Annotated in this window: 18 protein-coding genes and 3 tRNA genes; 3 read left to right on the plus strand and 18 right to left on the minus strand. The window is 53.7% G+C overall.

Going from position 1 to position 21824, the window contains the following annotated elements; translation table 11 throughout:
• Positions 1 to 60: 60 nt before the first annotated feature.
• From rlmB to nnr, 14 genes are all read right to left on the minus strand, one after another.
• Positions 61 to 801: a 23S rRNA (guanosine(2251)-2'-O)-methyltransferase RlmB gene (gene rlmB, locus ACT3RT_RS12410; RefSeq protein ID WP_034795179.1), complete on the minus strand. Its 741-nt coding sequence runs from the start codon at positions 799 to 801 to the stop codon at positions 61 to 63.
• 87 nt (positions 802 to 888) lie between these two features.
• Positions 889 to 3432 carry a ribonuclease R gene (gene rnr, locus ACT3RT_RS12415; protein WP_353500646.1) on the minus strand — a complete coding sequence of 848 codons (2544 nt, stop codon included), beginning with the start codon at positions 3430 to 3432 and terminating at the stop codon, positions 889 to 891.
• Between the two features lie 41 nt (positions 3433 to 3473).
• Positions 3474 to 3899, minus strand: coding sequence for a nitric oxide-sensing transcriptional repressor NsrR (nsrR, locus tag ACT3RT_RS12420; RefSeq protein WP_034795174.1), 426 nt, complete (start codon positions 3897 to 3899; stop codon positions 3474 to 3476).
• A 250-nt stretch (positions 3900 to 4149) separates the two neighbouring features.
• A complete protein-coding gene (locus ACT3RT_RS12425; RefSeq protein WP_353500645.1) occupies positions 4150 to 5448 on the minus strand; it encodes an adenylosuccinate synthase in 1299 nt (432 codons plus the stop codon).
• A 143-nt stretch (positions 5449 to 5591) separates the two neighbouring features.
• On the minus strand, positions 5592 to 5792 hold the full coding sequence (locus ACT3RT_RS12430) for a DUF2065 domain-containing protein (RefSeq protein WP_353500644.1): 201 nt from the start codon (positions 5790 to 5792) through the stop codon (positions 5592 to 5594).
• Between the two features lie 84 nt (positions 5793 to 5876).
• The gene (gene hflC / locus ACT3RT_RS12435) at positions 5877 to 6872 is read right to left on the minus strand and encodes a protease modulator HflC (RefSeq protein WP_353500643.1); all 996 of its coding nucleotides are present in this window, start codon (positions 6870 to 6872) and stop codon (positions 5877 to 5879) included.
• Positions 6873 to 6874: 2 nt separating this feature from the next.
• Complete coding sequence (gene hflK / locus ACT3RT_RS12440) at positions 6875 to 8155, minus strand: FtsH protease activity modulator HflK (protein WP_353500642.1); 1281 nt, start codon at positions 8153 to 8155, stop codon at positions 6875 to 6877.
• Positions 8156 to 8188: 33 nt separating this feature from the next.
• Positions 8189 to 9493, minus strand: coding sequence for a ribosome rescue GTPase HflX (gene hflX / locus ACT3RT_RS12445; RefSeq protein ID WP_034795161.1), 1305 nt, complete (start codon positions 9491 to 9493; stop codon positions 8189 to 8191).
• A 98-nt stretch (positions 9494 to 9591) separates the two neighbouring features.
• Positions 9592 to 9903, minus strand: coding sequence for an RNA chaperone Hfq (gene hfq / locus ACT3RT_RS12450; RefSeq protein WP_034795158.1), 312 nt, complete (start codon positions 9901 to 9903; stop codon positions 9592 to 9594).
• A gap of 114 nt (positions 9904 to 10017) precedes the next feature.
• Positions 10018 to 10959 (minus strand): tRNA (adenosine(37)-N6)-dimethylallyltransferase MiaA, encoded by a 942-nt coding sequence (gene miaA / locus ACT3RT_RS12455; RefSeq protein WP_034795155.1) that lies wholly within the window; start codon positions 10957 to 10959, stop codon positions 10018 to 10020.
• Positions 10952 to 12865, minus strand: a complete 1914-nt coding sequence (gene mutL / locus ACT3RT_RS12460; protein WP_485901964.1) for a DNA mismatch repair endonuclease MutL — start codon at positions 12863 to 12865, stop codon at positions 10952 to 10954. The genes miaA and mutL overlap by 8 nt, the downstream gene beginning before the upstream one ends.
• A 45-nt stretch (positions 12866 to 12910) precedes the next feature.
• The gene (amiB, locus tag ACT3RT_RS12465; protein ID WP_496203042.1) at positions 12911 to 14677 is read right to left on the minus strand and encodes an N-acetylmuramoyl-L-alanine amidase AmiB; all 1767 of its coding nucleotides are present in this window, start codon (positions 14675 to 14677) and stop codon (positions 12911 to 12913) included.
• A gap of 7 nt (positions 14678 to 14684) precedes the next feature.
• Positions 14685 to 15152: a tRNA (adenosine(37)-N6)-threonylcarbamoyltransferase complex ATPase subunit type 1 TsaE gene (gene tsaE, locus ACT3RT_RS12470; RefSeq protein WP_353500639.1), complete on the minus strand. Its 468-nt coding sequence runs from the start codon at positions 15150 to 15152 to the stop codon at positions 14685 to 14687.
• 10 nt (positions 15153 to 15162) lie between these two features.
• Positions 15163 to 16677, minus strand: a complete 1515-nt coding sequence (nnr, locus tag ACT3RT_RS12475; protein WP_496203043.1) for a bifunctional ADP-dependent NAD(P)H-hydrate dehydratase/NAD(P)H-hydrate epimerase — start codon at positions 16675 to 16677, stop codon at positions 15163 to 15165.
• Here nnr and queG point away from each other — a divergent pair.
• Positions 16676 to 17863, plus strand: coding sequence for a tRNA epoxyqueuosine(34) reductase QueG (queG, locus tag ACT3RT_RS12480; RefSeq protein ID WP_485901957.1), 1188 nt, complete (start codon positions 16676 to 16678; stop codon positions 17861 to 17863). The genes nnr and queG overlap by 2 nt on opposite strands.
• Before the next feature lie 301 nt (positions 17864 to 18164).
• Here queG and ACT3RT_RS12485 read toward each other — a convergent pair.
• The 4 genes from ACT3RT_RS12485 to orn form a co-directional block, all read right to left on the minus strand.
• Positions 18165 to 18240 (minus strand) — tRNA-Gly (locus tag ACT3RT_RS12485).
• 78 nt (positions 18241 to 18318) lie between these two features.
• Positions 18319 to 18394: transfer RNA gene (locus ACT3RT_RS12490), tRNA-Gly, on the minus strand.
• Positions 18395 to 18439: 45 nt separating this feature from the next.
• Positions 18440 to 18515, minus strand: a tRNA-Gly gene (locus ACT3RT_RS12495).
• A gap of 227 nt (positions 18516 to 18742) precedes the next feature.
• The gene (orn, locus tag ACT3RT_RS12500; protein ID WP_034795138.1) at positions 18743 to 19288 is read right to left on the minus strand and encodes an oligoribonuclease; all 546 of its coding nucleotides are present in this window, start codon (positions 19286 to 19288) and stop codon (positions 18743 to 18745) included.
• A gap of 169 nt (positions 19289 to 19457) precedes the next feature.
• On the opposite strand from orn, the gene rsgA reads away from it, so the two are divergent.
• The gene (rsgA, locus tag ACT3RT_RS12505) at positions 19458 to 20495 is read left to right on the plus strand and encodes a small ribosomal subunit biogenesis GTPase RsgA (RefSeq protein WP_485904143.1); all 1038 of its coding nucleotides are present in this window, start codon (positions 19458 to 19460) and stop codon (positions 20493 to 20495) included.
• Positions 20496 to 20759: 264 nt separating this feature from the next.
• Positions 20760 to 21788: an archaetidylserine decarboxylase gene (gene asd / locus ACT3RT_RS12510; RefSeq protein WP_485904147.1), complete on the plus strand. Its 1029-nt coding sequence runs from the start codon at positions 20760 to 20762 to the stop codon at positions 21786 to 21788.
• The last annotated feature ends 36 nt before the right edge of the window (positions 21789 to 21824 follow it).

Here is a 21824-nt window from a genome sequence, read left to right on the forward strand (position 1 = left end):
GGAATGCAAAACGGGAGCCTGTTGGCTCCCGTTTAATTATCAAAGACTTAATCCGAGAGATTAGGCTTTAAGCGCGCGCTGGCGCACAGCTTCGAACAAGCAGACGCCAGTCGCCACTGACACGTTCAGAGAAGAGACAGAACCGGCCATTGGGATGCTGATCAGCTCGTCGCAGTGTTCGCGAGTCAGGCGGCGCATACCTTCGCCTTCAGCACCCATCACCAGCGCCATTGGGCCGGTCATTTTGCTCTGATACAGGTTGTGGTCGGCTTCACCGGCGGTGCCGACGATCCAGACATTGTGCTCCTGCAACACACGCAGGGTGCGTGCCAGGTTGGTCACGTTGATCAATGGCACGTTCTCTGCCGCGCCGCTGGCGACTTTCTTCGCCGTGGCGTTTAGCTTGGCAGAACGGTCACGAGGAACAATCACCGCGTGAACGCCCGCCGCGTCAGCGGTACGCAGGCAAGCACCCAGGTTGTGCGGGTCAGTCACGCCGTCCAGCACCAGCAGGAATGGGCTGTCGAGGCTTTCAAGCAGCGCAGGAAGATCATTCTCCTGATACTGACGCCCTTCGCGCACGCGGGCGATAATGCCCTGATGCACCGCACCTTCGGACTTCTCATCCAGCCATTGACGGTTTGCCACCTGAATCACAATGCCGCTGGCTTCCAGCTCATCGATCAAGGGTTTCAGGCGTTTGTCGTCACGGCCTTTCAGGATGAAAACTTCCAGAAAGCGCTGCGGATCGTTGTCGAGTAAGGCTTTAACGGAGTGAATACCGTAGATAATTTCGCTCATGATGCTCTTTAAAATAGACTTGCGGACAGCATGCTGTCCGCAATTAAACATTAAACAAGGTTGCGGGCGATTCTATCACCCGTCCGGCTAGCTGTCAGACTGCTTTTTCTTTGCACGCTTGGCTTTAGTGGCGGCGGCAATTTTCTGCGTTTTGTCAGAAGGCTTTTTGGCCTTCTTCGGCTTACCGTCTTTGCCCGTCGCCCCTTTAACAGCCCCTTTATCTACAGGGGCTACAGCGGCATCTTTCGCGGCTTTTTTCGAACGCGCGGGTTTGGCTGGCTTACCGTCTTCCTTGCGGAAAGCGCTGTCCGGCTCGAAATTCACCCCTTTCTTGCCCGTGCGGCGGCGACCGCCGTTGGCCGGGCCGGTTGGGCGCATGGCGCGTTCACCCGGTTTCTTCGCACGGTCGCGGGCAGTTTTACCTTCGCCACGCGGTTTGCGCGTGCTGGACACCAGAGCAAAGTCGATTTTGCGCTCGTCCATGTGCACAGCTTCAACGCGGATTTCGACGGTATCGCCCAAGCGATAAACCATGCCGGAGGACTCACCAATCAAACGCTGACCGATGTTGTCGTAACGGTAATAGTCATTATCCAGCGTGGAGACGTGCACCAGCCCATCGATGAACAGGTCGTTGAGGCGCACGAAGAAGCCGAAGCCGGTGACGCTGGCGATAATGCCGTTAAACACTTCGCCCACGTGGTCTTGCATGAAGTCACACTTCAGCCAATCGGCCACGTTACGCGTTGCTTCATCAGCGCGGCGCTCGGCCATCGAGCAGTGCTCGCCCAGTTGCAGCATGTCTTCGTAATCACTGTGCCAGCCGCCGGTTGGCGTCCAGCGCTCTTTCAGCGTGCCGTGCTCTTTCGCCAGCAGGTACTTAATCGCACGGTGCAGCGCCAGGTCAGGATAGCGACGAATTGGCGACGTGAAATGACCATAAGATTGCAGCGCCAGACCGAAGTGACCGCGGTTTTCCGGATCATAAATCGCCTGCTTCATTGAACGCAGCAGCATGGTTTGCAGCATTTCGCGGTCAGGGCGATCCGCCAGCTCATCCATGATTTGCGCGTAATCTTTCGGCTCAGGCTTCATGCCGCCGCCCATCACCAGGCCTAACTCGCCCAGCACGCTTTTCAGCGCGGAGATGTGGTCGTCGCTTGGACGGTCGTGGACGCGGAACAGCGCCGGCTCGTTGTGCTTCTCAACAAAGCGCGCGGCGGCGATGTTCGCCAAAATCATGCACTCTTCGATCAATTTGTGGGCATCGTTACGCACGGTCGGCTCGACGCGCTCGATACGGCGCTCAGCGTTGAAGATAAACTTGGCTTCTTCCGTTTCGAAGGCAATACCGCCACGCTCTGCACGCGCCTGATCCAGCACTTTATACATGGTGTGCAGCTCTTGCAGGTGTTTCACCAGCGGGCTGTACTGCTCGCGCAGCTCTTCGTCGCCGTCGATGATGCGCCAGACTTTGTTGTAGGTCAGGCGAGCATGGGAGCTCATCACCGCTTCATAGAATTTCGAGCCGGTCAGCTTGCCCTGCGCGGAGATGGTCATCTCGCAGACCATACACAGACGGTCAACCTGCGGGTTGAGCGAGCACAGGCCGTTGGACAGCACTTCCGGCAACATTGGCACAACCTGCGACGGGAAGTAGACAGAGGTCGCGCGGCTGCGCGCTTCGTCGTCCAGCGCGGTGCCGTGACGCACGTAATAGCTGACATCGGCGATAGCCACCCAGAGACGCCAACCGCCACCGCGTTTTTTCTCGCAGTATACGGCGTCATCGAAGTCGCGGGCGTCTTCCCCATCAATGGTGACCAGCGGCAATTTGCGTAAATCGACGCGGCCTTTTTTAGCCTCTTCCGGCACCTGCTCGCTCAGGCCTTCAACCTGCTTGAGCACCTGCGGCGGCCAGACGTGAGGGATTTCATGAGTACGCAGCGCGATATCCACCGCCATGCTGGTGCCCATTTTGTCGCCCAGCACTTCAACAATTTTCCCCACGGCTTTGGTGCGGCGCGTTGGGCGCTGGGTCAGCTCGACCACCACCATATAGCCCATGCGCGCGCCGTTAATGGCGTCGGCTGGGATCAGGATGTCGAAGCTTAAACGGCTGTCGTCCGGCACCACAAAGCCTGCACCGGCGTCGGTGAAGTAGCGGCCAACGATTTGGCTAGTTTTCGGTACCACCACGCGCACGATACGGGCTTCGCGACGACCTTTACGGTCAGTGCCGATAGGCTGCGCCAGCACCACGTCGCCGTGGATGCACATTTTCATCTGTTCGGCAGAGAGGTAAACGTCGTCCTTTTTCACGCCTTCGAGGCGCAAGAAGCCGTAACCATCGCGGTGGCCAATGACCGTGCCTTTCAGCAGGTCCAGGCGCTCTGGCAGTGCGTAACACTGGCGGCGAGTAAAGACTAGCTGGCCATCACGCTCCATGGCGCGCAGACGGCGGCGCAGTGCTTCCAGCGCTTCTTCGCCGGATAAATTCAGTTCATTGCCAAGCTCTTCGCGGCTGGCAGGGGTTTCACGTTTAGCGAGATGTTCAAGAATAAATTCACGACTTGGAATAGGTGATTCGTACTTCTCTGCTTCTCGTTCCAGGAATGGATCTTGTGACATAGCGGTTCCTCCGTTGTCATCAGCAGTTTGTTGAAACTCTTTCATTCAACAAGCAATAATTTGTAGAGCGATGAATTGTCTTTGACCATGTCAGCCAAAGTATATTGATTCAGCTCATCAAGAAAATGTTCTACAGCAGTGTGTAATACCTGCTTAAGTCGGCACGCTGGCGTGATGTGGCAGAAATCTTGGGCGCAGTTCACCAGCGTCAAAGGTTCAAGCTCACGCACTACGTCGCCAATAAGGATAGTTTCTGCTGGCTTACCCAGCTTAATCCCACCGTTCTTACCCCGCACGGCTGTGACCAATCCAGCCCGGCTTAACTGATTGATGATTTTCACCATATGGTTACGCGATACACCATAAACCTCGGTGACCTGTGAAATATTGGTCATCTGATCATCTGGCAGTGCCGCCATGTAAATCAGTGCCCGCAAACCATAATCAGTAAAACTCGTTAACTGCACACATACCTCTGGGTAGTAGTTTACCCGTTCTTTCTCTTTCGACGATGACAACAGGGTTAAGAAGATTATTTAAATTAGCGTGTTGATGATAAACCAGCGATGAAGTTCGCGGCTAATCATTTAGATAGTGGATGGTTTATGAGAAGTACACAAGCATAGGCGGGCAGAAAAACTTTACTCTATACAACAAAACCGGGCACAAGGCCCGGTTTGGATTTCATTGCGGCGTTAGCAGCAAACAGCCGGGCTGTTATGCGTCAAACGGGTCGCGCAGGATCATGGTTTCGCTACGATCCGGACCAGTCGAAATGATGTCGATTGGCACTTCAGTCAACTCTTCGATGCGTTTGATGTAGTCCAGCGCCGCCTGTGGCAGCTTGTCTACTTGCTTCACGCCGAAGGTGGTTTCTGTCCAGCCAGGCATGGTTTCGTAGATTGGCTCAATGCCTTCCCAGCCTTCTGCTGCCAGCGGGGTGGTGGTCATTTCGCGGCCATCTGGCATACGGTAACCGATGCACAGTTTGACTTCTTTCAGGCCATCCAGCACGTCCAGCTTGGTCAAGCAGAAGCCAGAGAGGGAGTTGATCTGCACAGCACGGCGAACAGCAACGATGTCCAACCAGCCACAACGACGGCTACGGCCAGTGGTTGCACCAAACTCGTTACCTTGCTTACGCAGGTATTCGCCAGTTTCATCGAACAGTTCAGTAGGGAACGGACCTGCACCCACGCGAGTGGAGTAGGCTTTAACGATACCCAGAACGTAATCAACGTAACGTGGACCAATACCAGAACCGGTAGCAACGCCGCCAGCCGTGGTGTTAGAAGAGGTCACGTATGGATAAGTACCGTGGTCGATGTCCAGCAAGGTGCCTTGTGCGCCTTCGAACATGATCAGGTCGCCACGCTTACGCGCGCCATCCAGCAGTTCAGACACGTCAACAACCATTCCGGTCAGGATGTCAGCGATAGCCATCACGTCGTCCAGAGTCTTCTGGTAATCAACGGCTTCTACTTTGTAGTAGTTCACTAACTGGAAGTTGTGATAATCGATGATTTCTTTCAGCTTGATCGCGAAAGTTTCTTTGTTGAAGAGATCACCTACGCGCAGACCGCGACGAGCAACTTTATCTTCATAAGCAGGGCCGATACCACGACCGGTGGTGCCGATAGCTTTATCGCCACGCGCTTTTTCGCGCGCCATGTCCAGAGCGACATGGTAAGGCAGGATCAGCGGGCAGGCTTCAGACAGTAACAGACGTTCGCGTACAGGGATGCCACGAGCTTCAAGCTGGCCCATTTCTTTCATTAAGGCGTCAGGCGCCAGTACAACACCGTTGCCGATGATGCTGGTGACGTTTTCACGCAAAATGCCAGAAGGAATTAAATGAAGAACGGTTTTTTCACCGTTAATAACCAGAGTATGACCAGCGTTGTGACCGCCCTGATAGCGCACAACATATTTAGCCCGTTCGGTCAGCAGGTCGACGACCTTGCCCTTCCCTTCGTCACCCCATTGAGTGCCGAGTACGACGACGTTCTTACCCATCTCAAGAATCACCAGGTTGCTTAAAAAAGGATTCTAACATCTCAATCCGCGGTTTCCAGCACTTTTAGTATACGATTGCGTGAAATTTTTCCATTTCCTGCTACGCGCCAAATGCAAAAGTGACGCAGGTTAGTCACAAATCTTTAGCCACCGGCCTGATTCCGCAACATGTAGTAAATAACGAAGCCGGCAACCACAAGAGCGCCGCCAAAACGCCGTAAAACGCTATCGGGCAACTGGGTCATAGATTGAATCATTTTTCGCCATCCTTTTGGGTAAAGCATCGGTCCTAACCCTTCCAGAACCAGAACTAACCCCAGCGCTAACCAAATGCTCGAATTCATTTTTGCTCTTTTCTCAGTGAATTTACTGGCTCATATAACACAAAAGGCCCCGTTAAGGGCCTTTTGATTATCAGCAAAACCTGATTATTTGGTTTTATCTGGAGACTTCATGAAGCGGAAGAAATCGTTGTCCGGGCTCATCACCATGACATCGTTACCGCTGCTGAAGCTCTCTTCGTAAGCACGCAGGCTACGAATGAAGGCGTAGAAGTCTGGATCCTGACTGAAGGCATCAGCAAACAGCTTAGCGGCTTCTGCATCACCCTCACCGCGAGTGATACGCGCAGTACGCTCAGCTTCGGCAACAGTACGGGTTCTCTCGTAGTCAGCCGTTGCGCGCAGTTTTTCAGCTTCTTCCAGACCTTGGGAGATGTGGCGCAATGCAACCGCGTTACGTTCAGCACGCATACGGTCGTAAATGGCGCTCGACACTTCCTGTGGCAGGTTGATCTGCTTCAGACGCACGTCGATAACTTGAATACCCAACGCAGCCATACTGTTTGGATTCACCGCAGGCTGTTCGCCGCTGGTTTCACGCTCAACGCGTTTAGCTACCGAGGCAATCGCATCATCAGCTTCGGTGGTCGCTTCAACTTCTTCAGCAGAACCGTTGTTCAGCGCGTCGCGAACGTCCAGCGTCAGACGGCCACGTGAGTCAGTCACGATGTCTTTCACATCTAAACGACCGATTTCAGAACGCAGACGGTCACTCAGTTTACGTTTCAGCAGCACTTCTGCCTGAGAGACGTCGCCGCCGCCCGTTGCCAGATAGTAACGGCTGAAATCGCTGATACGCCATTTCAGGTATGAGTCAACGATCAGGTCTTTCTTCTCGCTGGTCACGAAACGGTCAGCCTGGTTATCCATGGTCTGGATACGCGCGTCGAGGGTTTTCACCGACTCAACAAAAGGTACTTTAAAGTGCAGGCCTGGCTCATAAACCAAAGGTTTATTTTCGCTATCACGAAGAACCTTGCCGAAACGCAGCACGATACCGCGCTCGCCTTCCTGAACCACAAACAGTGAAGCATAAAGCGCCACCAGCACCACAACGACGATAAGTAAAAATGACTTACGCATTGTTATTCTCTCCCTACGCGAAGTGTATCGTCACGCTGTGCATCAGCACGGCGTTGGTCCATGACACTGCCAGACGAACGGGAACCGCTGTTATTGGCACTGCTGTTCACACTGTTCAGTGAACTTGAAGATCTAGGAGGCAGAAGCCCACCCTGATCACTTCCTTTTGATGCAGCTGCGTTGCCGCCGCGCATAATTTGGTCCAGAGGCAACATCATCAGATTGTTGCTCTTGTCGTTAACCAAGATTTTACGAGTATGGCTAAGGACGTTCTGCATGGTTTCGATATAAAGACGCTCGCGGGTAATTTCCGGCGCAGCTTTATATTCAGGCAGCAGCTTGGCGAAACGAGCCACTTCACCCTGTGCTTCCAGAACCGTACGGTCTTTATAGGCTTTAGCATCTTCCAGCTTACGCTGTGCTTCACCGTTTGCCTGAGGCTGGATCTGGTTAGCGTAGGCTTCTGCTTCACGAATAGACTGCTGCTCTTTCTCACGGGCGGCGATGGCGTTATCGAAAGCCGCTTTCACTTCTTCCGGTGGACGCGCGGTCTGGAAGTTGACGTCCTGAACCGTGATACCCATTTTGTATGGACGAATGGTTTCTTCCAATACGCGTTGGGTGTCGCTACGCACCGTGGTACGGCCTTCAGTCAGGATTTTATCCATCGTGTACTTACCGATAACGCCACGCAGTGCACTGTCAGTTGCCTGACTCAGGCTGTCGTCAGCATTCGCCACGCTGAACAGGTAAGCTTCCGGATCGGTAACGCGATACTGAACGTTCATCTCGACGCGCACGACGTTTTCGTCGGAGGTCAGCATGACGCCAGAGGCCGCCAATTCACGCACAGATTCGACGTTAACAGCACGAACCTGATCGATGAAGGTTGGTTTCCAGTTCAGACCAGGCTGGACCAGATGGCTAAACTTACCGAAACGCGTCACTACGCCGCGCTCCGCTTCTTTAATCGTGTAGAAACCGCTGGCGGCCCAGATAACGACCACGGCCACAACGGCGATACCGATAATACGACCGCTTAGGCTGTTTTGCGGACTAGAACCATTGCCGGTTCCATTGCCATTGCCCGAGCCTTTTCCACCGAAACCACCCAGCTTTTTGCTGAGTTTACGGAAGATATCATCGAGGTCAGGCGGGCCCTGTTCGCGGCCACCTTTGTTGTTATTACCACCAGAATTATTTCCACCAGAGTTGCCGCTATTGTTGCTGCTGCCCCAGGGGTCGCGGTCCTGTCCGTTATTACCGGGCTGATTCCACGCCATGTTATAGCTCCATTATTCTATGATTGGTGTTCTTCAGGCCAAATCAGACAGGTTCTGGTTGCGGACATAACCACTCAGTGCCTGTTCTTGTTTGCAGAGGCGATTCCAGTCAACAATGGGCATTCGCACCATAAGACCAATACTTCCATCCTCTTCAATCCATTCTTTTTCAATAGCCTGAAGCTGGTAAAAACGGCTACGAAGGCGGCCTGCCTCCGGTGGTAAACGCAATTCATGCTGCGCTATTTCACCAGAAAGACGCTCCGTCAATGCCTGAAATAACAACGGGATACCTTCACCGGTCACGGCTGAAAGCCAGACCCTGATCGGCAAATTCTCATCGTTGCGGTCGATACGCGGGACAAAGTCATCCAACATATCTATTTTATTCATCACTAACAGCACAGGGATATCATCTGCTTCAATCTCTGCTAGCACCGTATTCACCGCGTCGATATTTTCCTCAACGCGAATATCCGCTGCGTCTATCACATGCATTAGCAGAGTTGCCTGTCGGGTTTCCTGCAATGTCGCTTTAAAAGCGGCGACTAAATCATGGGGCAGGTGACGAATAAACCCTACGGTATCCGCCAGCACTGTTTCGCCGACATCTGCGACCGAAATGCGTCGAACTGTCGGGTCTAGCGTGGCGAACAACTGATCGGCCACAAACACGTCGGCCTCAGTAATACGGTTAAACAGCGTTGATTTGCCGGCGTTGGTATAACCGACGAGCGAAACAGTGGGGATATCGGCACGAATACGCGCCCGACGGCCTTGTTCACGCTGCTTGGCGACTTTCTCAAGTCGGCTGAGGATAAGCGTTATCCTGTCGCGTAATAAACGACGGTCGGTTTCGAGCTGGGTTTCACCCGGCCCACGAGCACCAATACCGCCACCTTGACGCTCAAGGTGTGTCCAGCCGCGAACCAATCGGGTAGCAATGTGGCGTAATTGCGCCAATTCTACTTGTAATTTACCTTCATGGGTTCGAGCACGCTGGGCAAAAATATCTAAAATTAGTCCGGTACGATCGACCACGCGACATTCGCACAGTGCTTCCAGGTTTCTCTCCTGGCCAGGTGTAAGTGCATGATCAAACAGGATAACAGACGCGCCAGTTGCTTTAACTGCGTCTGCAATTTCTTGGGCCTTTCCTTCACCGACAAAGTATTTAGGGTGTGGAGCCTTACGGCTACCTGTGACGACTTGTAACGCCTCAACACCTGCAGAAGATACCAGCGATTCGAATTCGCTCAGGTCTTCCGTGTCTTTGTCTCGCGAGAAATAGATATGAACCAGTACGGCCTGCTCACCGGCTTCATAACGGTCAAACAAGCTTGTGACCTCTCATTTGGGGAAAAACCGCCAGCCAGGGGCACATAAGCGTAATCGGAAGACTTATGAGCCCCATCGTGGTCAACCAGCTATGCGCCTTATTCAGCGTCATCGCTGTCCTGCTGCGGCTGTTGCGGCGCAGAAGAAGTACTACCTTGGTGATAATTACTGCCGCCACCACTGCTTGGATTATTACTATGGTGAGAAACCGGGCGGGAAGGCACCACGGTGGAGATAGCGTGTTTATACACCATCTGGCTTACCGTGTTCTTTAACAGAATGACAAACTGATCAAAAGACTCAATCTGGCCTTGCAGCTTAATACCATTCACCAAATAAATAGAAACCGGAACACGTTCACGACGCAATGCGTTCAGGAACGGATCTTGCAAAGATTGCCCCTTAGCCATTCTATCTTTTCCTTATTAGTTTGTTGTTCGTAACTTTGAGCCTATTGGCTCGAAAATAAAACACATCAAAAATTTGCGCGCTGAGTACTAATCAATTGTACACAATCACCCAACCTATGCACTAACAACCTGAATTACACGGCTTAAGGCTTCGTCTGGCTTTTCTGTGTCCAGCCATTCAACCCCCTCCCAGCCACGCAACCAAGTCATCTGACGTTTGGCTAGCTGTCGTGTCGCGCAAACACCACGATAAACCATTTCATCGTAGTCGGTTTCACCAGAAAGATATGACCACATCTGGCGATACCCCACACAACGAATGGAAGGCAAATCCGTATGCAAATCGCCACGAGCTTTCAGCGTTCTGACTTCGTCTTCAAAACCATTCAATAGCATCTGACTAAAGCGCTGTTCAATACGTTCATGTAACAATTCACGACGCGTTGGGGCAATCGCAAATTGATGCACGTGATAAGGCAGCGTTTCACCCGAAATTTTAGTCAGTTCGGTTAAAGTTTTACCCGAAATAAAAAAAACTTCCAGTGCTCTGGACAGTCTCTGTGGATCATTCGGATGAATTCGCAAAGCGGCAACCGGATCTATCTCGCGTAACTGCGCATGCAAAGACTCCCAACCTGACTCCGCCGCCTGCGCTTCAATGCGCTGGCGAACGTCAGCATCAGCCGGAGGTAATGGCGATAAGCCCTCTAATAATGCTTTGAAATACATCATGGTCCCGCCCACTAACAGCGGAATTTTGTTACGCGCGGTGATCTCGGCCATTTCGCGCAAAGCGTCTGCGCGGAAGTCAGCAGCAGAATAGGCTTCGCTCGGGTCGAGAATATCGATTAATCGATGCGGCGCGTGACTCAGTTCTTCCGCCGTCGGTTTCGCGGTGCCGACATCCATTCCCCGGTAAATCAGTGCTGAATCCACGCTGATAAGTTCGACGGGAAGATGCTCGAGTAAAGACATCGCGAGCGCTGTTTTGCCGGAAGCCGTTGGCCCCATAATAAAGATAGCTGGGGGTGCAGAATGTATATTCAAGTCAGTCATGCTTAAAAGCCGCCAGGGCGGGCTGTAAATCAACAGGTTGCAGGAGACCGGACGGAGGTGATTTCACCAATTGGGGGCAAAGTCGCTCGACATCCGTGAGTAATTGTATGGCCTGAGCAATGGTCCAGACTTCATGATCGCTACCAATATGGCGGGCAAACCACATGGCTACCGCATCAGAAGTCGCCTCCTGCTGAACAGCAAGGTAGCCTAACAGGTCAGGTATCAACTTTTGTAAATTTTGTTGGCGTAAAGGTAAAGGTACCGCGCGCAAGGTCACACGCTGGTGATCAACCCCCATCTCTATGCCGAATTTCTGCAGCAGGGCCTGATAGCGAGCAAGGGTGGCGCTCTCTTCTTTATTTATTTGCAGCTTCAAGGGGATAAGCAGTGGTTGTGGGCGTAAGCCCTCTTCCGTCGGCGTCAGCTGTGCCCTTTTCAACCAGCGTTCAGCAACCGGCAGTGATAACAATGCCAACTGCTTGCCCCGTTCGAGCAGGGCGTATTCCGGCGCGCAGACGGTCAGCACGCGCCCAAAGCTTTGGCTATGGGACTCCAGTGCAGGCTCGGCGGGCTGATTATGCGACACTTTAGGCTGAGCCGCTGGCGCAGGTTCGTTGGCGTGTAAGGCTTCGGCGGTGGTTTGCAACAAACGCTGGTACACCTCGCCCTGTGGCGGACTGTAAGTCGGTTTGTCTTCTTTAAATAGCTGCTCGCGCGGCTGGCTGACTCGCGACGTGGCCGGGAAGACATTCTCTCGAGGCGCTTTTGGCGCAGCATCACGCTTGGCGGCTGGCTGTGAGAAGTGATTGCCCCCCGCCGCCTGCCGGTTCTCCGGCTGCCAGCGCGGCAGTTCATCTTCCACGCCGTCTTCGTCTACGTTCGGCTGGGCGACTAATTCTGGCTTGGCCGCCTGCTGCAATACCGTCATCACAGCCTGATAGATAAAGTCATGTACCAGACGCGACTGGTGGAAACGTACTTCATGCTTGGCGGGGTGAACGTTGACGTCCACGTGATGAGGATCGACATCCAGATAGAGCACGTAAGCGGGCTGCTGATCGTCTTTCAACTGATCCTGATACGCCTGACGGATCGCGTGATTTATCAGGCGATCCTTCATCATGCGGTTATTCACATAACAATATTGCATGTCAGTCAGGCTGCGAGAGCCCGCCGGATCGGCAACCCAGCCGCGAATGCCTAAATCGCCGTGTTCCCATTTCACTTCCAGCGCGTGTTGGACAAAGGTCTGCGAGCAGATGCTTGCCAGACGGCGTGAAGATTGCGCCGGGTCTGTCACGGCGCGATATTGACGAATCAGCTTGCCGTTGTGGCTCAGGTTTATGGCGACGTCGAAACGCGCCAGCGCGATGCGGCGCACCACTTCATCAATATGGGTGAATTCGGTTTTTTCGGTGCGCATGAACTTGCGTCGGGCGGGCGTGTTGTAAAACAGGTCGAGCACTTCGACCGTCGAGCCTTGAGGGTGCGCGGCAGGTTTTACCGTCACCGCCATATCGCGCCCTTCGGCATAGGCCTGCCAGGCTTCTGGCTGCGCCGCCGTACGCGAGGTGAGCATCAGGCGCGATACCGAGCTAATACTGGCCAATGCTTCGCCGCGAAAACCTAAACTAATGATGGCTTCGAGGTCATCCAGACAGCTAATTTTACTGGTGGCGTGGCGCGCCAACGCCAGCGCCAACTCATCTTTACCAATGCCGCAGCCGTTGTCGCGAATGCGGATGAGCTTGGCACCGCCGCGATCGATATCAATATCGATGCGGGTAGCGCCCGCGTCCAGACTGTTCTCGACAAGCTCTTTCACTACCGAAGCCGGTCTTTCGACAACCTCACCAGCCGCAATCTGGTTAGCTAACTGCGGCGGCAGAACCTGAATCGGCATGGCAGCTCCTGTAAGCGACGTTACAACCCGTGACGCATGGCCGGGTTATGACTGCGGAATAGTTAATGTTTGGCCAAGCTGAACTTCGCCGGACTTCATGTGATTCGCCGTTTTGATGTCATTCATGCTGACACCGTACTTGGATGCTATAGCGGATAGCGTATCGCCGCGAGTCACTTTATGCTTTGCCGCTTTTTTCTTAACGGCAGCGGTTTTGGTACTGTTTGGCGAAACCGCCCTGGTGCCGGCAGGCACTTTCAGCCGCTGCCCGACCCAAACACCGTCTTTCTTCAATTTGTTCATATCACTCAAGGCTTTCGGCGTGGTGCCGTAGCGATTGGCGATGCCCGTTAAGGTTTCGCCGCGCTTAACCTGGTGAATCTGCGTTGCCCCGGCCGATGCCGCCGTGGCTTCAACCGGGCCAGGCTGGCTCATCGAGCTGTTAGCAGCCCTGTTGCCTGAATCAACCGCCGTTGCTGAGGCCAGCAACGGTCGGTTTTCGACCTTTGGGCCGGATTGCAACGGATGCGACAGGAAGTAATTACGCAGGCCGGAATAGATGGCCTGAGCAATTTTATCCTGATACGCGCTGCTTCCAAGCAGCCGCTCCTCATTCGCATTACTGATAAAGCCGGTTTCTACCAGCAGGGAAGGAATATCCGGCGAGCGCAATACGCCAAGGCTGGCGTGCTCTGGCTTGGCTTTGTGCAACTTGCCGACGTGGCGCAGCTGAAGCAAGACTTTAGAGGCGACGTCATAACCCACGCGTTGCGAATGGCCGAACTGTAAATCCAGCACTGCTTGGCTTAAGTAAGGGTCAGCCGCCGTATTTGCCAGCATGTCACCCGCGCCGCCTAACAGCTCGGACTGCTTCTCATGCTGTTCCAGCCAGTTACCCATTTCGCTATTTGCGCGGCGGTTAGACAGCACCCAGACGGATGCCCCTGTCGCGCTGCGGTTCGGCGCGGCGTCCGCGTGAATAGAAACCAGCACGTTAGCGCCTTTTTTACGCGCCACGTCCGAACGGCCCATGACAGAAATGAAGTAGTCGCCATCGCGGGTCATTGCCGGTTTGAACATCGGGTCGGCATTGAGCTTGGCTTCAAGCTTGCGCGCAATGGCAATAGTGACGTTTTTTTCTTTCAGGCCATTGCTGCCGATGGCGCCGGGATCTTGGCCGCCGTGTCCGGCGTCAATCGCCACAATCACCTGATTATCACTGGTGGTGCCGCGCGTACGCGGGGTCGGCGCGTTATCAGAAGCCGGGCCGCTGGTGACTGCCGTCAGCTTGTTGCCGTCGAACGGATTAGAGCCATTATTGTTCGCCGGAGCCGGAGCTGGCGCTCTGTTTGGCGAAGGCGTCGAGGTCACAGTATCAATAGGCGCCGCGCGCTTGGTTGGCGTTCCCGCCGCCGTCATGGTGAACACCACCTGATTCTGCTGGGTAACGGCGTTAGTGCGAACTTTTTGCGTTAATTCAAACACTAAACGCTGGCTCTGGGCGTCCTGTGCATTGCTCGAACGCACGCGCTTCACCAGATTCTGCCCATTAAAATTCAGCGGCAGACCTCTCATGACGCCGCTTTGCTTAACGTCTATCACCACGCGTTCTGGATTATGTAGTGGGAAAAAAGCGTAATCAGGCTTACCGTCAAAGGTGATGGTAATGGTCGATTGGGTTGACCCATTGGACACATTGATGTTTTTCATGCCAGCGGCCAAGGCTGGCGAAAGGGAAACGGTAGCAAAAAGCGCTAACGACGCTAAAAAAAGCGTTGTCCTGAGGAAGCATGTTTTGAGGCTCTGAGTCATCGCGTGCTCATCCTTGCTGTTGTACCAGATGCAATAAACTCAGACCTAAATCAGATACTGCGTTAATCGTTGCTTTGCGCTGATCACCCTGATATTCAAGGGTTAATTCAATGTCTGGGGCAGGTAAAACGCCAGCGCCCTGCTGCGGCCACTCGACCAAACAAATTGCGTCTTGCGCGAAGTAATCGCGGATCCCCATAAACTCGAGTTCTTCCGGGTCAGCCAGACGATACAAGTCAAAATGGTAGACCGCAATCGGCTCAAGCTGATAAGGCTCCACCAAAGTATAGGTTGGGCTTTTAACATTTCCATGATGACCAAGGGCTTGCAGGAACCCCCGGCTAAAGGTGGTTTTCCCGGCACCTAAATCACCAAACAGGTGAATAACCGTGGAACCCTTGCACGCATTGGCAAGGGTAGCACCTAATTTCAGCGTCGCCGCTTCGTCCGGCAGAGAGATAAATAATTGATTCATTAGGTAATATCTATTTTTTTAAGTCAGGATTAACTAACGGGGCAATTACCGTTAAAAGATCTGTCGCCAGCATACCGCGCGTTCCTTGCGAAAGGGCCAGTCTGTCGGCGGCGGCACCGTGAACCACCGTGCCCGCGCAGGTTGCCGTATACAGAGAAAGTTTTTGTGCCAGCAGGCCGCCAATGATGCCGGAGAGCACGTCACCCATCCCGCCGGTCGCCATACCCGCGTTACCGACATCGGCCAAGGCCAATGGCCCGCCGTCTTGGGAAATCAAACTGCCCGCGCCTTTTAAGACCACAACGCCGCCATAGCGTTCTGACAATTTACGCGCAGCAAGTAAGCGGTCACTTTCAATCTCTTTCACTGAACATCCGAGCAAACGGCTGGCTTCGCCGGGATGAGGCGTCAACACGCGATTTTGCCGTTTCTGCGGTGTGATTGCCAGTAAGTTAAGCGCATCAGCATCGAACAAGGCGGTTTTTTGGCTTTCCGTCACTTGTTTGAAGGCATTTTTGCCCCAGCTGTTCTGCCCCAACCCCGGCCCGAGCACCACCACGTCGGCCCACTCCAGACCTTCGGCCAGCGATTTTTCATTCAGCTCCTGCACCATCAGCTCTGGTCGGGCGGTAAGCAAGGGGCCAAGATGCTGTTTGTGAGTGAGTACTCGCACCATGCCAGCGCCTGCGCGCAGCGCGGCTTCGGCAGCCATTCTTATGGCCCCGGCAAAGCCAATATCGCCGCCGACCACCAGCAAATGGCCGTGATCGCCTTTGTGCGAACAAGGGCGTCGAGGGTGCAACCAGTCAGCAAGCTGGCTTGCGTCGAGCCGCTGCAATACCGGCGGATGGCCGCCCAGCCAGCTTTCCAGCCCGAGGGCGTCACAGTGCAGCTTGCCAACGTGGTCCCGCGCCTTGCCAGTCAATAAGCCCGGCTTCAGGGCGATAAAGCTAATCGTCACCTCGGCATTCACCGTCTCCCCTTCTGCCGCGCCGGTGGCGGCGTTCAGGCCAGAGGGAATATCCAGCGCCAGCACAGGCGCAGGGTGCTGATTAATAGCGGCGATTAATCCGTCATAGGGCGCGCGCGGGGCAGACGACAGCCCGGTCCCGAGCAGGCCATCAATAATCAAATCAATATCTTCCGGCCAACTGGCTTCAGCACTCAGCGTGTCCCCGCCCGCCTTCTGCCAACCTTGTTGCGCCATCTGAGCTTCTTCAGGCAGCGGCTTTTTGCCGTCCACCGCCAGCAGCGTCACCTGTAAACCCGCCGCCTTGGCAAGCCGGGCCATCTCATAGCCATCCCCGCCGTTGTTGCCATGCCCACACAGCACCAGCCAGTGTCTGGCAGCAGGAAACTCAGCGCGAGCCAGAGAAAAAGCCGCCGACGCCGCGCGTTGCATCAGTGTAAACAAAGAGATACCGGTTTCCCGCGCAGCCTGAGACTCGGCCTGCCGCAGCCAGTCTGCGGAAAAGACAGAATGTGGTAAACTCGCCGCGTTACGTTTTTCACTTTGGTTAGTCATGACACTCCCTCTCGATCTCATTCAGCTGTCCCAACTTATCAAGCAGTGGGGCCAATCTCTAGGCTTCCAGCAGGTCGGTATTTGCGATACCGATTTATCGGCTGAAGAACCGAAATTACAAGCGTGGCTGGATAAACAATACCACGGTGAAATGGATTGGATGGCTCGCCACGGCATGCTGCGCGCCCGCCCGCACGAGCTTTTGCCCGGCACCTTGAGGGTGATCAGCGTGCGCATGAACTATTTGCCCGCCAAAGCCGCCTTCGCCAAAACCTTAAATAACCCCGAGCTGGGCTATGTCAGCCGCTATGCCCTTGGCCGCGACTATCACAAGGTTTTGCGCCAACGTCTGAAGAAGTTAGGCGAAAAAATCCAAGACTATTGCACGGAACATGCTGATTCAGCGGCAGTTGATGGCTCGGATCAGCATGGCACACAAATTTCGTTTCGGCCTTTTGTGGATTCTGCTCCCATCATGGAGCGTCCGCTGGCGGAGAAAGCCGGGCTTGGTTGGGTTGGTAAGCACTCACTGATATTGAATCGTGAAGCCGGGTCGTGGTTCTTCTTGGGCGAACTGCTGATTGATTTGCCGCTGCCGGTGGATAAGCCGCAGGAGGAGCAGTGTGGGCGCTGCGTGGCCTGCATGACGATTTGCCCGACGCAGGCGATTGTCGCGCCCTACACCGTGGACGCCCGCCGCTGCATTTCCTACCTCACCATCGAGCTAGAAGGTGCCATTCCGGAGGAATTTCGCCCCCTGATGGGTAATCGCATCTACGGCTGTGATGACTGCCAGCTGATTTGCCCATGGAATCGCTACTCGCAACTGACTGATGAAGATGACTTTAGCCCGCGCGCCGCGCTGCACGCGCCGGAGCTGATCGCCCTGTTCGGCTGGAATGAAGAGAAGTTTCTGCGCATCACCGAAGGTTCGCCGATCCGGCGCATTGGCCATCTGCGTTGGCTACGCAACATTTCAGTGGCACTGGGCAATGCGCCTTATGCAGAAAATGTGCTTTTGGCCCTGCAATCTCGCCAAGGGGAAAATAGCCTGCTTGATGAGCACATTGAGTGGGCTATCGCGCAGCAGCTGCAAAAACGGAGTGAAAACCAAGTCGAGGTGCAATCTTCGCAGAAGAAACGTCTGATTCGGGCGGTGGAAAAAGGCTTACCGCGCGACGCATAAGGCGGGATTTGAATTGTAATATTGTGAAGTTTTTAGCTGTGCATAAAAATAAAAATGCTTTGCCAATCAAGTGCAAAAAAAAGAGCAAGTGATCGTCATAACGTTTCTTCATATATTTATTCTGTTGTAAATCAGAGAGTTATTTTTTAACAAGAAATAGCGGTGCAAAAACGCACTGTGTGAAAACCAAACGAAATCTGTGGATAAGTCTGTTAAAGAAGTTACTACAAAGGATGTAAAGTGATGACGTAACGCGCCTGTAAGTGGCGTGGTGTCTGGCTTAGATATGAAGTGGATAATTTGGAGCGGGAAACGAGACTCGAACTCGCGACCCCGACCTTGGCAAGGTCGTGCTCTACCAACTGAGCTATTCCCGCATTGAGATACTTGACGTATCGCGCTGTTAACTGGTTTGTTGGAAAACCACAGCGTTACTTCTGAGAGATGAAACTTTTTGGAGCGGGAAACGAGACTCGAACTCGCGACCCCGACCTTGGCAAGGTCGTGCTCTACCAACTGAGCTATTCCCGCGTCGCATGGTGATGCTTTTACTAAGTAAATCTGAAACTTAAAATTTGGAGCGGGAAACGAGACTCGAACTCGCGACCCCGACCTTGGCAAGGTCGTGCTCTACCAACTGAGCTATTCCCGCTCTGCGCACTCAACGAAATTCTTCATCGGTACGGGGTGCGCATTATACGAGAAATCCTTTCCCTCGCAAGCCCCTGAAAGCAAAAAATCGCGTTTTTTGTTTAAGTGCCGATTAAAACAACAAACCGGCGATTTAATCGGCAAAACGGCGCAATATTCTCTCCATACTCTCGCAATGCTCTGTTAATCCGAAAGTAAAAATAATTTGCGCCGCTGAGCCAGACAATCTTAATTCTGGATGAAGTGCTCGCGGTAATAGGCTAACTCAGCCACCGACTCACGGATGTCATCCAGCGCCTGATGGGTATTTTGCTTTTTAAATCCGCTCAGAATCTCCGGCTTCCAGCGACGAGCCAGCTCTTTCAGCGTGCTGACATCCAGATAGCGATAGTGGAAGTAGGACTCCAGCTCAGGCATGTACTTGAACAGGAAGCGTCTGTCCTGCGCCACGCTGTTGCCGCAAATTGGCGATTTACCCTCTGGCACCCACTGGCGCAAGAATTCAATGGTCTTCAACTGCGCGGCGTTGTCATCAAAGGTACTGGCTTTCACGCGTTCAACTAGGCCACTGCCGGTGTGGGTGCGCACATTCCACTCGTCCATCAGCGCCAGTTGGGCATCTGACTGGTGAACCGCCATGACGGGACCTTCGGCCAAAATGTTCAGGTTCGCGTCAGTGACCAGCGTTGCTATCTCAATGATGCGATCGCGTTCAGGGTCAAGTCCGGTCATTTCCAGATCGATCCAGATTAAGTTGCTGTCATTTCCTGCCATGTTATTTCCTGTTACCTGCCTGACGCGGGTGCTGTTACACCAACAATCAGAAGTTTATGAGAGACGCCTCGAGTAACCGCCGGCCAGCAACGGTTAATAAATACAAAATAGCTGGTATCATAGACGTTTTGGTCGCAACGAGCGATTAAAGCCAGTCAAGTGAGGCGCAGTGACTAAGTCAAAACTGTCTAAAGGGCAACAACGTCGCGTACAGACTAACCACCAGCGTCGTCTGAATCAGACCGACAAACGGAAAGAGCTGGACGACTCCCTGCATGGCGAACCGCAAGACGGCGTGGTGATCAGCCGTTTCGGGATGCATGCGGACGTTGAAGCGGCCGACGGCAGCCAACATCGCTGCAATATCCGCCGTACCATTCGTTCTCTGGTAACTGGCGACCGCGTCGTATGGCGCGCTGGCGAGAATACCAGTGTTAAAGGCATCGTCGAAGCCGTGCATGAACGCACCTCGGTGCTAACCCGTCCTGATTTCTACGACGGCGTAAAACCTATTGCTGCCAACATCGATCAGATTGTGATCGTCTCCGCCATTCTGCCGGAGCTGTCGTTAAACATTATCGACCGTTATCTGGTCGCCTGTGAAACGGTGGAAGTTGAACCATTGATTGTGCTGAATAAAATTGACCTGCTTGATGATGAAGGTCGTAAATTTGTTCAGAGCATGATGGATATCTATCGTCGGATTAACTACCGCGTGCTTGAAGTGTCCAGCCAAACGGGTGAAGGCATGCCAGCCTTCGAAACGGCGCTGACCGACCGAATCAGCATCTTTGCCGGTCAGTCGGGCGTAGGTAAATCCAGCCTGCTCAACGCGCTGCTTCCGCCAGAAGAAAAACAGATTCTGGTTAACGAAGTGTCTGATAACTCAGGCCTTGGTCAGCACACCACTACCGCGGCGCGCCTGTACCACTTCCAGAAAGGCGGAGACGTTATCGACTCCCCGGGCGTGCGTGAATTTGGTCTGTGGCATCTGGCCCCAGAGCAGATCACCCAAGGCTTTGTGGAATTCCGCCCTTATATCGGCCACTGCAAGTTCCGCGACTGCAAACACGGCAGCGATCCGGGCTGTGCGATTCGCGACGCCGTAGACAAGGGTGAAATTGCCGAAGAGCGTTTCGACAACTACCACCGTATTCTGGAAAGTATGGCTGACGTAAAAACGCGTAAAAACTTCGATGCCTTGTGATGGGTAACGGGTTGAATTAACAACCTATTGAGTGTCTGGCGGCTTCTTGCCGTGTTGAAGACATGATTTACCCTAGTTACAATCCGCGCCATCAACATGTCGCATCATCAACATGTTATCGCCATGACCTGATGCGGCACTTTGCCGCATCGTCGTGATTAGCGGCTTATGGCTCTCTGGCGGACTCCGCTCACCTTGAGCAACCTGCCTATTTTTTTGCGTGCCGAATGAATCGGCGCGATGACATTACCCAAGAGGTTCCCCGTGCTGGACAGTATCAAAATCAAACTTCAATACTTACTTCCGAAACAAGGGCTGACCCGTCTTGCTGGCTGGGGCGCAGAAAAACGCGCTGCAACCCTGACTCATTGGGTTATCAAGGGCTTCGCACGTTTCTACAAAGTAGACATGAAAGAAGCCCAGAACCCAGACCTTAAATCCTATGCCACTTTCAACGAATTCTTTGTTCGCCCGCTGCGTGACGGCGCGCGCCCGGTCGTCAGTGGTTTGGATATGCTGGCACTGCCAGCCGACGGCGCAGTTAGCCAGTTGGGCGCCATTACCGACGGCAAACTGTTCCAAGCCAAAGGCCATTTCTACTCTCTGGAAGCTCTGCTAGCAGGCAATTACCAGTTGGCCGAGCAGTTCAAAGATGGCCACTTCGCCACCATCTATCTGGCCCCGCGCGACTATCACCGCGTGCATATGCCGTGCGACGGTACCCTGCGTGAAATGATTTACGTGCCGGGCGACTTGTTCTCCGTAAACCCCCTCACCGCCGCCAATGTGCCAAACTTGTTTGCACGTAACGAACGTGTGATTTGCCTGTTTGATACTGAATTCGGCCCAATGGTGCAGATTCTGGTCGGCGCCACCATTGTCGGCAGCATTGAAACCGTGTGGGCTGGCTGCGTGACGCCTCCGCGCGAAGGCATCATCAAGCGCTGGACTTACCCAGCGGCGGGCGAAGAAGGGGCGATCACGCTGGAAAAAGGCCAAGAAATGGGCCGTTTCAAGCTGGGTTCAACCGTGATCAACCTGTTTGCGCCGGGCAAGATCACCTTCGTGCCACAGCTCAGCAATGGCACCGTGACCCGCATGGGCGGCGCATTTGCCGAAGGCGTGCGTCTGACAGCGGCCGCTCAGCCAGAGCCGGTCGCCGACGTGATGGTTGAAGCCGTAGTCGAAAAAGAAGTGACCCAAGAAGTGGTTGCAGAAAGTGAAGAACCTCAACCAGCGGGTATGGCTCAGGCCGGTGTCACCAAGCCAGCCACGCCGCCGGAAGAGATCTAACACCGTTCTCAGCCCCATTTTAAAAGGAAATATCGA

Origin of the sequence: Ewingella sp. AOP9-I1-14, assembly GCF_052375995.1 — a bacterium.
Taxonomy (GTDB): domain Bacteria; phylum Pseudomonadota; class Gammaproteobacteria; order Enterobacterales; family Enterobacteriaceae; genus Ewingella; species Ewingella allii.